The organism is Mesorhizobium sp. M0029 (assembly GCF_040323735.1).
Classification (GTDB): Bacteria; Pseudomonadota; Alphaproteobacteria; order Rhizobiales; family Rhizobiaceae; genus Mesorhizobium.
The window spans coordinates 244,315-259,002 of record NZ_JAMYVF010000002.1 but is presented as its reverse complement, the minus strand read 5'-3'; the positions used below and the strand labels follow the sequence as shown (position 1 = coordinate 259,002).

The following is a 14,688-nucleotide window of genomic DNA, read 5'->3' as shown; positions in this document are numbered from 1 at the left end:
CTGCCGGGAAACTTCGTTTGACGCTGGTTCAGCGCCAAGGCCTTGATCAACGCGGTGACATTTCGCGCGCGATGCGCGGGAAATCGGCCGGCTTGACGCCGATGTCGGCGCGGTCGGCATTGCTCATCGAGTGCAGCAGCGCCAGGGCGGAACGATAACGCTGCTGCTCCTGCGGACGCGGACGGGCAAACATTTCAGTGAAGAACCCCATGATTCGGCCCCTTGTTGATCCTCCACGGCGCCGAATATAGGAAATTTGTGAAGATTGTGCAGTGCAGCATTTGCATGGCAGCCATGCCAGGCGAATTTTTTTCGGCACAATTGGCCCATGCGCTGAAACTTGTGGCGCATCCCCACCGTATGCATAGACGCTGGCACATGGCCGGCTTTTCCTCGCCACTCCTGGCGAATTTCCGGACTGCACGCAAATGCAGTCCGGCTTTTTGTTGGGTCTTGCGCATCGCCAACCGGGCCCGCCCAAACCGCAAACGCCTAAACTGGTTAAGATCAGCGGCATTCATTTTTAACGAGCCGGTTCTATGCTGCGACCGGCTCTGTTCGCACGCTTAAACGAGGGGGAGGCTGACATCGGCGCCAAGCGGGATTTCGCTTCCTTGCTCGACGATCTGTTCGTTGCCTCCGACAAGGATGAGGCGGCGGAAGAGACGAGCGCGCGGCCATCGATCCCGTTCGACTATCTCTCCGTGGCCGACGAGCTTCATTCCGGCCGCATCAAGGTCTCGGGCGAAACGTTCGCCGCCGAATACCGCGAGGCGGGAGCCGATCTCGCCGCCGAATTCGCAGCCCTTCTCGATCATGCCAAGCTGGCGCTGGCCGGCGAAGAGGCAAAGCCCGAGGAAAAGCTGCCGCCGATCGACCCTGACGCGATCGCCGTCGAGCTCGGCCTCGATCATCCAGTCAAGAACGCCGATCTCGGCCGCATGCGCCGCAGCTTCGCCTTCGCCAACCACCCCGACCGCGTCGCGCCGCATCTGCGCCAGCGCGCAATGATCCGCATGCAGGTGGCCAACATGCTGATCGACGAGGCCAAGCGGCGCGCTTTGGCTGGCGTCCGGCGCTGACTTTCCAGGGTTCACGCAAAAGTCGGTCCGCTAAGGGTTGGAGAGCGGCGCCGCTTTCCCTATAGATGCGGCTTCCTTCCAGCGTAGCCGCGCAATTCCCGCCGGAGAAAATTCGATGCATAAACGCCGTCTCGGTCGGACCGATCTTCTTGTGACCCAGATCTGCCTGGGGTCGATGACCTGGGGCGAGCAGAACACCGAGGCCGATGGCCATGCGCAGATGGATCTGGCTTTTGAGCGCGGCGTGAATTTCATCGACACCGCCGAGCTCTACCCGATCCCGCCCAAGGCTGAGACGCAGGGGCGCACGGAAAAGATCATCGGCAGCTGGATGAAGGCCAAGGGCAACCGCGACAAGGTGATCCTGGCCTCGAAGGTGGTCGGCCGCACCGCCAACAGCTGGTTTCGTGGCGACCGTCCGTCGAAATTGGTGCGCGCCGATATCTTTGACGCCATCGACAAATCGCTGTCCAAGCTCGGCACCGACTATCTCCATCTCTATCAGATCCATTGGCCGGAGCGCGACATCCCCTGGGGCGCCAACCCGACCCGCGTGGGTGCTGTGCCGCGCCGTGCCGATGCCGTTGGCGCGCCGGCCGGCGAGACACCGATCGCCGAGACACTCGCAGTCTTCGAGGAGCTGGTGAAGGCGGGAAAGATCCGCCATCTCGGCCTGTCGAACGAAAGCTCCTGGGGCGTCATGCGCTTCATCGCCGAGGCCGACAAGGGCGTCGGCCCGCGCATCGTTTCGCTGCAGAACGCCTACAATCTGGTCAACCGTACCTTTGAGGTGAACCTGGCCGAAGTCTGCGGGCGCGAGGATGTCGGCTTTCTCGCCTATTCGCCGCTGGCGCAGGGCTATCTCACCGGCAAATACGACCATGGCGCACGGCCGCAGGGTTCGCGCTCGCAGCTGTTCAACCGCGGCCAGCGCTACGAGACGCCAAATGCGGCGGAGGCGCAGCTCGCATACAATAAACTGGCGCGTTCCTTCGGCCTTGAACCGGCGCTGTTTGCCAACGCCTATGTCGCCAGCCGGCCTTTCGTCACTTCCAGCATCATCGGCGCGACGACGATTGCCCAGCTTGAGATGGCGCTGTCGTCAGCCGACGTGACCTGGACCGACGAGATGCAGAAGGGCGTGGATGCGATCCACCAGCGCGTCGGCAATCCGTGTCGATAAGCAGACCGTTTGGCCGGAATTGCCGGGTAAAGACAAGGGGAAGGGGACAGCCATGGATTTTCCGATCGAGACCGTCAGGGGAAAATTTCCGGCGCTGGACCTGACCGATAAGGGCCGCCGGCGCATCTATCTCGACAATCCGGCCGGCACCCAGGTGCCGCAAGCGGTTGCCGACGCGGTGGCGCGCTGCCTCCTGACCACCAACGCCAATCTCGGCGGTTATTTCGAAACCACGCTTGCCGCGCAACAGGTGGTCGACGGCGCCCATGCGGCGATGGCCGATTTCCTGGGTGCAGCGAGCGCTGAGGAAATCATCATCGGCGCCAATATGACGACGCTGACCTATCACATGTCGCGCACGCTCGGCCGCGGCTTCAAGCCGGGCGACGAGATCATCGTGACCCGCATGGATCATGAGGGCAATGTCTCGCCTTGGCTGCAGCTGGCCGAAGACCTTGGCCTCTTGGTGCGCTTCCTGCCTTTCGACGAGAACAGTTGGCAGGTCGAGGAGGCGGCGCTCAGCGCTCTGCTTACCGACAGGACAAAACTCGTTGCGCTGAACTATGCGTCGAACCTCACCGGCTCGATCAACCGGGTCAAGGCGCTGACGCGAATAGCCAAACAGGCCGGCGCGCTCGTCTATGTCGATGCCGTGCAGTTCGCCCCGCACGGGCTGGTCGACGTGCAGGAACTCGGCTGCGACTTCCTGATCTGCTCGGCCTACAAGTTCTTCGGCCCGCACATGGGCATTCTTTGGGGCCGCCGCGACATCATCGATGCGCTGAAACCCTACAAATGCCGTTGCTCGTCCAATGGCCTGCCGGAGCGCTTCGAACTCGGTACGCCGCAGATCGAACTGATGGCCGGACTTACCGCAGCGGTCGATTACTTCGCCGAACTCGGTGCTGCGGCCGGCGAGGGCGGTTCGCGAAGGCAAAAGATCGCAAAGGCATACGAAGTGTCGATCGCCTACGAAAACCCGCTGGCGCTGAGGCTGATCGATGGGCTGTCCGCCATTGAGGGCCTGACCATCCGCGGCATCACAGATCAGAAGCGTGTCATTGAGCGCGTGCCGACCGTGTCCTTCACCGTCGACGGCATCGTGCCAGAGACGATCGTGCGGCAGATGAATGCCGAGAACATTTTTCTATGGTCGGGTCACAACTACGCCTGGGAGATCGTCCACCATCTCGGCATTCCGGCCGAGCAGGGAGTCGTGCGCATCGGTATTGCGCACTACAACACGGCGGCAGAGATCGACGAGACGTTGGAAAGCGTGCACCGGGTGATCGCCATGCTGAGGCAGCAGCGCTAGTCAGCTATCGCTGTTTGCCGCCGAAACCGGTGAGGAACGCCGTGAGATTGTCGCCGAGCGCGTCGCAGAGATAGCCGCCTTCCTGGACGATAATCGTCGGCAGGCCAAGCTTGGCAATTGCCTCGCCGATCCGCGAGAAACCGGGCGTGGTCACCGAAAGCCCGCCGAACGGATCGCCCTCGAACGCATCGAGACCGAGCGCCACGACCAGCGCGTCCGGCGAAAAGGCGCGGATACGCTGGAACGCCACTTCGAGGGCCTCCAGAAACGCCGCGTCGGCTGATTTGCGCGGCAATGGCAGGTTGAAATTATAGCCGAGGCCCGGACCTTCGCCGCGCTCATCGGCATGGCCCCAGAAGAACGGATAGAAGCGCACCGGATCGGCGTGCAGCGACACCGTCAGGACGTCGGAACGCGTATAAAAGATGCCTTGCGTGCCGTTGCCGTGATGCAGGTCGACATCGAGGATCACCACCCGCGCTGCCTGCTTGCGCAACACCTGGGCCGCGACCGCTGAATTGTTGATGAAGCAGAAGCCGCCGGCGACATCGGCAAAGGCATGATGGCCGGGCGGCCGGCAGAGCGCATAAGCGGCAGGCGCGCCTGCCATGGCAGCTTCCGCCGCTTCGACTGCACTCCAGGCGCTCCACAGCGCGCTGTGCCAGGTTTCGGCCGAGATCGGGCAAGCGGTGTCGGCCATGTGGTAGCCGGCCTGGCCGACCGCCGAGGCCGGATAGGACCCTGTGCGGGCCAGTGGATGGATGTTGGGGATGACTTCCGCGGATGCGCCCTCGATGCGCTGCCAGCGCGCAAAAATGTGTTCGAGGAAGGCGAGATATTCCGGCGTATGCACCGCCGCCACCGGGCCTAGGCCATGTTCCCTGGGCCGTTCGATGGTCAATCCGGCAGTTCTTGCGCCGGCTAACAATCGCTCGGCGCGCTCCGGCTGTTCCGGATTGGGCTGCGGCGCGCCGCTGGACAGGAATGCCTTCGGGTCGTGGCGTTTCTGCTCCTCGGCAAAGAAGGCTTTCATTCCGCTTCCCCATCCTGCGCTGCATCGGCAAAGGCGAAAAAGGCTTCACCGACGATCTTCTGCGTCTGCTCGTAGTGCGCCCAGGCAATGCCCAGCTTTTCATAAAAAGCCTTGGCGCCGTCATTATCGGTGTCGACGGACAGCCTGAGATAGACGCCGCCATCCCTGCGGCAGTCGCGCGCGACCCGGCGCAGCAGTCTTTCGCCGATCTTGCGGCCGCGAAACCGGTCCTCGACATAGAGGTCCTGGATATAGACGCCGGGCCGCCCCATCCATGTCGAGAAGATCGGGAAATGCAGGCAGAGCCCCGCAAAATCGCCGCCGATCTCGGCGATCAGGGTGGAGAAGGCGGGTTTGTCGCCAAAGCCGTAGCGGCGGAGATCGTCGGCAGTGGACGTGATCTCCTGATGCGCGCCGATATGGGTGCCGAGCTTGAGCAGCGCGGCATGGATGGTGTCGACGTCGTCGATGGTGCCGGGGCGGAGGGTGACTGTATTCACGATAAGTAGGATGCCAAGGCACCCCCCTCTGGCCTGCCGGCCATCTCCCCCTCAAGGGGGGAGATTGGATGGCCGTTTGGCTTTCGCCAATCACAAACTTTCGAGGATGAGCGACGAGGTCGGAGCTGCCAATCTCCCCCCTTGAGGGGGAGATGGCCGGCAGGCCAGAGGGGGGCGCGAAGGAACGCAATCATCTCAGATTGTCTTCATCTCAAAACGCCACCCGGTCCCCACCCTTCAGCGCCAGCATCTCCCGCGCCTCCGCCGGTGTGGCCACCTCCAGCGACAGGCCATCGAGAATGCCACGTATCCTGCGCACCTGGTCGGCATTGGATTTCGCCAGTTGGCGGCCGTCGTAGAGACTATCCTCCAGCCCGACGCGGACATTGCCGCCCATCGCCGCCGCGATCGAGATCAGGGGCATCTGATGGCGGCCGGCGGCGAGCACCGAGAACTGGTAGCTGTCGCCGAACAGCTTGTCGGCGATGCGCTTCATATGGATGAGATTGTCGGGATCGGCGCCGATGCCGCCGAGAATGCCGAGCACGAACTGGATGAACAGCGGCCCCGAGACCAGCCCACGGTCGCGAAAATGCGCCAGCGAATAGAGATGGCCGACATCGTAGCATTCGAACTCAAAGCGCGTGCCGCAGCCCTTGCCGAGCTTTTCGAGCACGCCTTCCATATCGGCAAAGGTGTTCTTGAAGATGGTGTCGCGCGTGGCTTCGAGCAGCTTTGGTTCCCACTCGTGCTGCCACTCCCTTGGCTTGTCGAGCATCGGGAACAGCGCGAAATTCATCGAGCCCATGTTGAGCGAGCACATTTCCGGCTCGGCCCGCAGTGGTGCCGCCAGCCGCTGGTCGAGCGTCATCAGCGACGAACCGCCGGTGGTGATGTTGATCACCGCATCGGTCGCTTGCTTGATGCGCGGCAGGAACTGCATGAACACCTCAGGATCGGCGGTCGGCCGGCCGTCTTTGGGATCGCGGGCGTGGAGATGCAGGATTGAGGCGCCAGCCTCGGCCGCCGCGATGGCGTCGGTCGCGATCTGGTCCGGCGTCACCGGCAGATAGGGCGACATGGACGGGGTGTGCACCGAGCCAGTGACCGCGCAGGTGATGATGACTTTCCTCGGCGCCATTCTTTAGCCCTCAGCCTTCGACCGGCAGGTCGAGTTCGGCGGCCAGAACTTCCAGCGAATCGCCGATGATGGAAATGATCTCGCCGACCTCTTCAGCCGTGACGATCATCGGCGGCGCCACCATGAAATTGTCGCTGTCGACACCGCCCTTGACCCTGCGGCCGTAGATGATCAGCCCGCGCTCGTAGGCGAGGTCGAGCAGGCGCTGCGTGGCTTTCTTGCCCTGTTCGATCGGCCGTAGAGTTTCGGGATCGGCAACCATCTCGGCGCCGGTGAGCAGGCCTTTGCCTCGGACATCGGCGATGAACGGAAAACGCTTCGCCAGCCCTTTCAGCCCGTCCATCAGCACGTCGCCCATCGCGGCGGCATTGGCGATCAGGTCGAGGCGGTCCATCTCGCCGAGCACGGCGAGCCCGGCCGCGCAGGCGAGCGGATTGCCAGCATAGGTGTGGCCATGCTGGAAGCCGCCCGACGCCAGCAGCGGCTCGACCAGCCGCATCGGGGCGGCCAGCGCGCCGAGCGGCGCATAGCCGGAGCCAAGCCCCTTCGACAGCGCGACGATGTCGGGCTTGCAGTTCCAATGGTCGCCGCCAAGGAATTTTCCGGTGCGGCCGGCGCCGCTCATCACTTCATCATGGATGAGCAGGATGCCGTAGCGGTCGCAGATCTCGCGTATACGCGGATAATAGCTGTCCGGTGCGACGAGGGCCGAAGTCGCCGCACCGCCGATCGGCTCCATGATGAAGGCGAGCACGCTGTCCGGGCCCTCGGCCTGGATCTTCTCCTCCAGCATGTCGGCATAACGGACGCCGCGCTGCTCCATCGAAAGATTGTCGCGGTCGCGCCATGCCGTCGGCGCCGGCACGGTCGGCATCACCCGCATCATCGGTGTGAACGTTTCGGCCAGCGCATCGTCGCCGGTTATCGAAAGCGAACCCAGCGTGCCGCCATGATAGGAGGGAAAACGCGTGATAACCTTCCAGCGCTTCGGCTGGCCGGTCGCGACCGCCCATTGCCGCGCCAGCTTGATGCAGGATTCCGTCGCCTCCGAACCGCCGGAGACGAAGAAGATTCGGTCCATGCCCTCCGGCAGTTTGCCGGCGAGCTCCCGCGCCAGTTCTTCCGCCTGCTCGTTCTCGAAATGCAGCCGGTAGGCGAAGGTGGCGCGGTCCATCTGCCGCTTCATGGCGTCGAGCACGTTGCGGTTGGAATGGCCGATATTGGCGACCATCGGTCCGCTCGATCCGTCGATGAAGCGGCGGCCGTCCTGCGTCCACATATAAATGCCTTCGGCGCGGTCGATCAGCGGCCGGCGCAGGCTGGAGAGGTAGAACAGGTGCGAGGGCGCGCGCGTTTCTGAACCAGTTGATGAGGGCTTCTGCATGTCAGGACTTTCCGAGGTAGCGATCGATTACATTCCTGGTCACGCGCTCGACCATGGGATCCTGCCTGAGCAGGCCGGCGACCCATTCGCAGCTTCCGGCGTGGAAAACCTCGCCCTTGCCGCGCGGAAAATTGACGATCATGCCGTTGCCGCGTTTGACCTTTTCCAGATTGGCGTCGGTCGCCTCGCCAAACAGCGTTTCGGCCGTAAAGCGGCCATCCTCGTCGGTGAGAAACTGGTCCTCGATCGGGATATCGGCGCTTTCCTCGACCTGGCTCGCCATGCCGACGGCCAGCACCTGCAGCCCGTCAGGCGCACCGCTGTCCGGTGTCGGATAGGGCAGGCCGCCGCGGATCTCGAAATCGAGCCCGTCGACCTCATAGCCATAGACATGGCTGTCGGCGCCGAGCAGGTCGCCATAATAGATGCCGGTGCCGGCGAAGGCCCAGTGCTCGGGCCGAAAGACCGGAAAGCCGCGCACGCCGCGCGGTGCGCATCCGCCCCAGCCGGCATAGACGCCGCGCGTCGCGTTGAGGCCGAAGGTCATTGCGCCGGGACGACCGATCTCAGGCGCTTCCCAGGAGTTGGTGGCCCGGGTGACGTCGCCGCTATAGGCCGGGTCTTCGGCCCGCGCCCGGTATTTGTAGCAGACCTGCCGGCGGCCTTCGTCCTCGAGCCTGGTCTGCCACATGAAATTGCCGGCAAAGCGAGCCGCATGACCGCCGCGCTCGACGTAGCTGTCGACGGCGTCCCGCATTTCCCAGGTCCAGTACTCGTCATGGCCGACGAAGACGACGCAGTCGTAGCCGTCGAGGATCTCGGGCGAGAAGTGCAAATCGTGCTGGCTGGCGAGATCGACGCCGTAGCCGGCGCGCTCGGCAAAGCGGAAGAAGTGGCTGTCATAGCTCGCCCAGCCGGAGGAGGTGTATTTCTTCGAATGTCCCGTGGCGTACGCCCATTCCATGTGCGGATAGCGCGGCACTGTTTTCGGCGGCACGGCAACCTCCAGCGGCACGCGCGGCGCGTCCTTGGGCAACACCACGAAGCCACGGCACCAAGGCCGCTGCGTCGACACCATGCGCGCATACTGGTCGCGGCCCGGGCCGGTGATGCCTTGATAGGCGTTGGAGCCGCCCCATGTGTTGTAGGACAGCCAGGTGCCGGTCGCCGCCACCTGCAGCACGCGACCGGGTTTTCTGCCGGGCAGGGGCGCGACGATGATGAGGTGATGGCAATGGATGGGCTCGCGCCCGTCCGCCGTCAGCGTCAGCCGATAGGCGCCGGATGGCCAATCCTTGCCGATGCGAAATTCGAAAGACGCCTCCCAGCCGCAGCCTTCGACCGAGCACTGGTCGGGCGTATCCTGCCAGCGCGCCGAAAGCCCCGTTTGCTCGAAGACCTTTGTCTCGCTGCCGCCGTCGCGGACAATGACAATGCTGAAGCGCGGCGCCGTCGAGCTGACATGCAGCGTCACGGTCTCGCCGGCGCGGTAGGAAAATCGATCAGAATAGCACCAGATCTCGCCCCGCTCGCCGTCCATTCCCGGCCATTCATAGTAATGGCCGCGCACTGCCTCGCGGCGCTGCTCGGGCGTCAGTCCGAAATCGGGAAATTCGGTCGGCAGTTGGGTCATGAACACCGGAAAAGTGACAGGCCGCCATTTCGGCCATCTGCCGGCCAAGCGTCAAATGGAAACGATCGGGCCAGCAATTGCATACGACACAATTGCTTGGCCGCTCTTGGCCGCACCTGGCAAACCGACTATCTCAGGCGAGGCGGCATTTTCCGCCTCGGGAGCCGGTATGCTGAGAGTGCAGAAGGTCAAGGTCGACGAAATCTACGTGCCGACGGCGCGCAAGAAGACGCTGCATCCCGAAACGGTCCGGCATCTGGCCGAAGACATACTGGAAAACGGCATGAAGACGCCGATCCAGGTTCGCCATGACGGCAAGCGCCACATCCTGGTCGAGGGCCTGCACCGGCTGGAAGCCGCCAAATGGCTCGGCGAGACCGAGATCGACGCCTATCTGGTGCAGGCCAAGCGCCACTGAGGCGCGCGACCGATCGACAACAGCCAAACCGGTCATTCTTCCGCGGATTTTTCGCAGGGCATGTCGGCACGCGGCGTGCTCGCTCGTCCTTGGGGGGAACCTGAGGAGACCGACATGTCCAGACGAATCTATTTCGCCATTCTTGCCTCGGTCGCTGCCTTGTTTGCAGCGCCCGGCCCAGCCAATGCAGAGGAGACCAAGCCCGCCATGACCACCGAGGCAACAGCCATGCCGAAGCCGGAAAAGTCCGGCTTGCTGCCGATCGACGGCCTGAATTACTACTATGCCGTCTATGGCAAGGGCGAACCGCTGCTTCTGCTGCATGGCGGCCTTGGCACGTCGGACATGTTCGCGCCGCTGCTGCCGAAGCTGGCGGAAAACCGCACCATCATTGCCGTCGACCTGCAGGGCCATGGCCGCACCGCGCTCGGCGAGCGACCCTTCAGCCTGGAGGGGATGGGCGACGACATGGCTGGTATCGTCAAGGCGCTCGGCTATGACAAGGTCGACGTGCTTGGCTATTCGCTGGGCGGCGGCGTCGCCTTCCGCATGGCCGTTCAGCATCCCGAGACGGTGCGCCGGCTGGTCCTGGTCTCGACCGGCTTCGCCGCCAATGGCTTCTATGACGAGATGCGCGGCCAGCAGGCGCAGGTGAGCGCGGCCGCCGCCGATTTCATGAAGGACACGCCGATGTACAAATCCTACGTCGCCGTCGCCCCACGTCCCGACGATTTCCCTAAACTGCTCGATGCGCTGGGCAATTTCATGCGCAAGGATTACGACTATTCCGCCGATGTGGCGAAGCTGAAGATGCCAGTCATGCTGGCCTATGGCGACAGCGACATGTACAAGCCCGAGCACGAGATCAGGTTCTACCAGATGATCGGCGGCGGGCTGAAGGATGCCGGCTGGATGCGTGAGAACCTGTCGCAGAACCGGCTGGCCATCATTCCCAATCGCACCCACTACGACGTCTTCTTCGCACCGGAGCTGACGGCCGCGGCACTGCCCTTCCTCAATGGCGAAACCAAGGTGAAGACCTGGGACGAAGTCCTCAGCGAAACGAAATAGCTTGCCTGAAAATACATGCCGGCCGTCTCGAAGAGGCGGTCGGCTTTTTTGTGCCTGCGAAGCTACGGAGCCTTGGCGCAGCCATTGGTCCTATCGGCGCAATCGATGGCGCCATCAGGGCTTTTCAATTGACCGAAAGGTACCTGTCGATATCATCAAGAGACCTTCAGTGTGATGAGTTCGAATGATGACGAAATACCAGGGCGGATGCCATTGCGGGGCAGTGCGCTACGGCACTGAGGCGGCGCCGCTCAACCAGCGCGTCTGCCACTGCCGGTGCTGCCAGAAGGTCATAGGCGCGGCGTTCAACGCCCGCCTTTTGTTTCGCATCGACGATGTCACGGTCGAGGGAGAGGTGGCGACGGTCAACACCTCTCCGGACCTCAAGCGCGGCTTTTGCGCCGCTTGCGGCACCACGCTGTTTTCCCGACGCGACTCCGCCGGCATCGTCGGCATCACCACCGGCTCGCTCGACGATCCCTCGCTGTTCAAGCCGGAAATGCATATGTGGACCGCCTCGAAGCAGCCCTGGCTGCAGCTCGATGACGGCCTGCCGCACCATGAAGGCGCGCCGCCTCCGAATTGACGCCGGCCTTACCGGAAATAATCCCGAAACCACGACATAGCCGGCAAAGCGTCATTGGCGGGCCATGATTGCCTGCCTATCTATCGTCTGCGGGCCGGTATCGAGGAGACGACCGATGAGCGACAGAATCAGCACCCTGGACGAGCTTTTGAGCGATCCGATGGTCCTCCTCGTGATGGAGCGTGACCGCGTGCGCCCCGAACAGGTTCGCCTGCTGCTCGAACGTGCCCGCCGCCCGGCCGCCGACGAACCATCGGTGCCGCCGGCGCATGTGGTGGCCAAGACTTGTTTGCAGCAATGGCTGGGAAGGTAAGGCTATGATCCTTCGTCGTCCTCGGGCTTGACCCGAGGATCCACGCCGTGACGTCGGCCGAAGTATGTCGCGGTCGAGAATGGCTTCCTTGCTCGACCCATTTCGCCCAAACTCAATCTTGAACCGTCTTCATGCCATGGATGCAACGGCATGGATTCCAGGGTCTGCCCGACGTCGCTTCGCGACTGCTTCGCCCTAGAATGACGAAGGTAGGTTATGGCCGCCGAACATACCCCGGCCAATTCCTAACAACTTGATTCAAACTTTGTTGGTAATTTCTCGTTAGTAATCGAGGCCGGTTTGTCCGGCGGCGTCTGTTTGCCTTCGGTCTGTTGTGTTTTGCGTACAGGTCCAGATGCGGATTTCAGGCGTCGTCAGTTTCATGTTGGCATCGCTGTGGCTTGCCGGCTGTTCGTCCACAGCGGGCGTCGATGGCTTGCAGCCGTCGAACGAGACGACCAGTTCGGTCGTGCGTCCGAGCGCGCCGGTCACAGCGGCTCCGGCGGAGACCGCCGACCTCGCGCCGATGCGGTCCGACATGGTGGCCGACAACGCTGTGGCCGACAATGCGCCGCCCTTTTCCATGGTCGAGGAAGAAGAGGCCATCGTCGCGGGCACGCCGCAGGGGAGCACCAGACCACAGCTCGAGCCCGCCGCTCTGATGTCTGCGCCGAAGCGGTTGACGCGCGCGGCGCCGGCCATGCTGGCCTCGCCGGTCACCCGCTACGGTTTCCGCGACGCCAAGCCGATCAATTTCGGCAAGGCTTCGCCACGCTACCTTGCCGTCCACGGCGTCGACGTCTCGCGCTGGCAGGGCAATGTCAACTGGGGCAAGCTGCGTGCCCAGGGCGCCAACTTCGCCTATATCAAGGCGACCGATGGCGGCGACCATCTCGACCCGATGTTCATGAAGAACTGGCGCAATGCCGATGCCGCCGGGCTGAAGCGCGGCGCCTATCACTTCTTCTACTGGTGCCGCACCGCCGGCGAGCAGGCGGACTGGTTCATCCGCAATGTGCCAAGGGTCGAAGGCGCGCTGCCGCCGGTGATCGATGTCGAATGGAACGGCGAATCCTCCTGCAAGCGGCAGCCTTCGCGGGCCACCGTGCTGGAAAAGATGAAGGTGTTCATGGACAAGCTGGAGCGCCATTACGGCCAGCGGCCCATCATCTACACCGCACCGGATTTCTATCGCGACAATCTCAAGGGTGCGTTTCTCGATTATCCGTTCTGGCTGCGCGCCGTGGCGCGGCATCCCTCAAAAGTCTATCCCGGCCGCAAATGGCTGTTCTGGCAGTACTCCGGCTCCGGCCTGTCGCACGGCGTGACCGGCCGCATCGACCTCAACGTCTTCCATGGCGACGAGCGCGCCTGGTGGGCATGGGCAGGCGGGCAGACGACCGTCGCCGACGCCGACTGAACGTCAGGCCGGTGCCGGTGCGCCTGCGCTGCCTGCCGCTGCGGCTTGGGTTGAATTTTCAGCGTCTCGCTAACGATCCGCTCACTGTGTCCTTTAGCGGTATCGCAACAGCCTTCCGGTAACGTGCCCGTGATCGGGTTTCGGAGGGGTCCATGCGCAATCCAGTTGTGGCTGTCGCTCTTGCCGCCGCTGTCGGCTACGGGTTTTTCAGCTCGCTCGGCCACATGCCGGGCGGAAGTGGCACTTCGCTGGCCGAGTCGAAGCAGAACGTCGTGTCCTATTCCACCGAGGACAAGGCGATGCAGGCCGCCAAGGACAGCGGCCGCTCGACCCTCAAGCGCTTCCACGAATTGATGGACGCCGGCACACCCGGCACCTACACGGTAAAATTCCCGCTGACCCAGAACGGCGCCACCGAGCATATCTGGCTGCAGCTGGTCGGCTACAGCGACGGCTCCTATATCGGCCTGCTCGCCGACGTCCCGGTCAATGGCAACAAGTACAAGATGGGCGACAGGATGACGGTGACCGAGGCCGACGTCGAGGACTGGATGATCAAGAACGGCAAGGTGATCTATGGCGGCTACACCACGCGCCAGACGCTTGCGGATATGCCGAAGGAACAGGTTGCAAGATACGGGTTGACCTTCAAGGACTGAGGGTTGAGGCGGGGGCGAGTTTTATCGCGGTGCCTAGAGGGCTGTCGCGCTTTTCGCGTTCGCGTATCTCTGCCGTCTGCGCCAGCACCCAGTCGCGAAACACCTTGATTTTGGGCGCGTTGCGGCGGCTCTCCAGATGCACCAGCCAATAGCCGTCGCCGTCCGATCCAAGCACGCCGAATGGCTGTATCAACTGGCCCTTTTCCAACAGGGCGCTGTAAAGGTTTCTGGTGAGGATCGCGGCGCCCTTGTCGGTCAGCGCCGCCATCGCATCATAGGCCTGCGTACCCAGCTTCGGGCCAGCGATGACGCGATCGGGCTCGAACGGCACGCCGGCAGCCTTGAACCAGATTTCCCACCAGGGATCGTCGGCACAGCATAGCGGCACTTGGTAGAGATCCTCGGGGCGGTGGATGCCGCCGACGCTTTCGGCGAGTCTCGGGCTGAGCATCGGCGTATAGTCCGCCTTGAACAGATAGTGAGCCGTCAGGCCCGGCCATTTTCCACTGCCGGTGCGAATGCCGACATCCATGTCGCCGCGCGTGAAATCGACCAGCCCGTGCGATGTATTCACCTTCACGGCAAGATCGGGATGCATCAGCTGGAATGTTCCAAGCCATACGGCCAGCCAGTTCGATGCGAAGGTTTCCATGGTCGTCACCGACAGCACGCCGGTCGCTCCACCCTTGGTGGCGACCCATGCGTCGGCCAGGGTCGAGAACGCGCCTGTTGCGTGCGGCGCCAGCTGCTGTCCGGCCTCGGTCAGCGCGATCTGCCTTGTTTTTCTTATGAAAAGCGGCGTTCCGGCACGTTCTTCCAGCACCTTTATCTGATAGCTGGCAGCTGATTGGGTCATGCCGAGTTCTTCGGCTGCCTTGGTGAAACTGCCCAGCCGGGCCGCGGCTTCAAAGACCCTGATGGCTCCTAATGGTGGTAGTTCCCAGCTCATG

16 protein-coding genes are annotated in these 14,688 nt (G+C 63.1%); 9 read left to right on the top strand and 7 right to left on the bottom strand.

From position 1 onward, the window contains the following. Positions 1-46: 46 nt before the first annotated feature. Positions 47-211, bottom strand: coding sequence for a hypothetical protein (locus NKJ76_RS04455; protein WP_352536850.1), 165 nt, complete (start codon positions 209-211; stop codon positions 47-49). A 328-nt stretch (positions 212-539) separates the two neighbouring features. Between NKJ76_RS04455 and NKJ76_RS04450 the strand changes: the two genes are divergently transcribed. The 3 genes from NKJ76_RS04450 (at position 540) to NKJ76_RS04440 (ending at position 3,580) form a co-directional block, all read left to right on the top strand. After that, entirely contained in the window at positions 540-1,082 is a 543-nt protein-coding gene (locus tag NKJ76_RS04450; RefSeq protein WP_023706484.1) for a hypothetical protein, read from the top strand. Positions 1,083-1,197: 115 nt separating this feature from the next. Further along, complete coding sequence (locus NKJ76_RS04445; RefSeq protein WP_352536849.1) at positions 1,198-2,265, top strand: aldo/keto reductase; 1,068 nt, start codon at positions 1,198-1,200, stop codon at positions 2,263-2,265. Positions 2,266-2,317: 52 nt separating this feature from the next. Further along, positions 2,318-3,580: a cysteine desulfurase-like protein gene (locus tag NKJ76_RS04440; protein ID WP_352536848.1), complete on the top strand. Its 1,263-nt coding sequence runs from the start codon at positions 2,318-2,320 to the stop codon at positions 3,578-3,580. 4 nt (positions 3,581-3,584) lie between these two features. Here the strand turns inward: NKJ76_RS04440 and NKJ76_RS04435 are convergent, their stop codons facing one another. The 5 genes from NKJ76_RS04435 to NKJ76_RS04415 form a co-directional block, all read right to left on the bottom strand. Continuing rightward, entirely contained in the window at positions 3,585-4,613 is a 1,029-nt protein-coding gene (locus NKJ76_RS04435) for a histone deacetylase family protein (protein ID WP_352536847.1), read from the bottom strand. Beyond that, the gene (locus tag NKJ76_RS04430) at positions 4,610-5,113 is read right to left on the bottom strand and encodes a GNAT family N-acetyltransferase (protein WP_352536846.1); all 504 of its coding nucleotides are present in this window, start codon (positions 5,111-5,113) and stop codon (positions 4,610-4,612) included. The genes NKJ76_RS04435 and NKJ76_RS04430 overlap by 4 nt, the downstream gene beginning before the upstream one ends. Before the next feature lie 211 nt (positions 5,114-5,324). Further along, positions 5,325-6,254 (bottom strand): 3,5-dioxohexanoate:acetyl-CoA acetone transferase, encoded by a 930-nt coding sequence (gene kce / locus NKJ76_RS04425; protein WP_023816557.1) that lies wholly within the window; start codon positions 6,252-6,254, stop codon positions 5,325-5,327. Positions 6,255-6,264: 10 nt separating this feature from the next. Continuing rightward, a complete protein-coding gene (locus NKJ76_RS04420; protein ID WP_023684915.1) occupies positions 6,265-7,638 on the bottom strand; it encodes an aminotransferase family protein in 1,374 nt (457 codons plus the stop codon). A gap of 1 nt (position 7,639) precedes the next feature. Then, positions 7,640-9,271: a N,N-dimethylformamidase beta subunit family domain-containing protein gene (locus tag NKJ76_RS04415; protein ID WP_352536845.1), complete on the bottom strand. Its 1,632-nt coding sequence runs from the start codon at positions 9,269-9,271 to the stop codon at positions 7,640-7,642. A 169-nt stretch (positions 9,272-9,440) separates the two neighbouring features. On the opposite strand from NKJ76_RS04415, the gene NKJ76_RS04410 reads away from it, so the two are divergent. The 6 genes from NKJ76_RS04410 to NKJ76_RS04385 all read left to right on the top strand — a co-directional run bounded on the left by NKJ76_RS04410 (position 9,441) and on the right by NKJ76_RS04385 (position 13,738). Then, positions 9,441-9,689, top strand: coding sequence for a ParB N-terminal domain-containing protein (locus NKJ76_RS04410; RefSeq protein WP_023669061.1), 249 nt, complete (start codon positions 9,441-9,443; stop codon positions 9,687-9,689). A 114-nt stretch (positions 9,690-9,803) separates the two neighbouring features. Next, on the top strand, positions 9,804-10,760 hold the full coding sequence (locus NKJ76_RS04405; RefSeq protein ID WP_023756447.1) for an alpha/beta fold hydrolase: 957 nt from the start codon (positions 9,804-9,806) through the stop codon (positions 10,758-10,760). Between the two features lie 187 nt (positions 10,761-10,947). Then, a complete protein-coding gene (locus NKJ76_RS04400; protein ID WP_023754395.1) occupies positions 10,948-11,346 on the top strand; it encodes a GFA family protein in 399 nt (132 codons plus the stop codon). 115 nt (positions 11,347-11,461) lie between these two features. Continuing rightward, positions 11,462-11,659 (top strand): hypothetical protein, encoded by a 198-nt coding sequence (locus NKJ76_RS04395; RefSeq protein ID WP_023711466.1) that lies wholly within the window; start codon positions 11,462-11,464, stop codon positions 11,657-11,659. 355 nt (positions 11,660-12,014) lie between these two features. Further along, the gene (locus tag NKJ76_RS04390) at positions 12,015-13,079 is read left to right on the top strand and encodes a glycoside hydrolase family 25 protein (RefSeq protein ID WP_023669057.1); all 1,065 of its coding nucleotides are present in this window, start codon (positions 12,015-12,017) and stop codon (positions 13,077-13,079) included. 152 nt (positions 13,080-13,231) lie between these two features. After that, positions 13,232-13,738 carry a DUF2314 domain-containing protein gene (locus NKJ76_RS04385; RefSeq protein ID WP_352536844.1) on the top strand — a complete coding sequence of 169 codons (507 nt, stop codon included), beginning with the start codon at positions 13,232-13,234 and terminating at the stop codon, positions 13,736-13,738. On the opposite strand, the gene NKJ76_RS04380 is transcribed toward NKJ76_RS04385, so the two are convergent. Next, the gene (locus NKJ76_RS04380) at positions 13,728-14,687 is read right to left on the bottom strand and encodes a LysR family transcriptional regulator (RefSeq protein ID WP_023669055.1); all 960 of its coding nucleotides are present in this window, start codon (positions 14,685-14,687) and stop codon (positions 13,728-13,730) included. The genes NKJ76_RS04385 and NKJ76_RS04380 overlap by 11 nt on opposite strands. Between the last annotated feature and the right edge of the window lies 1 nt (position 14,688).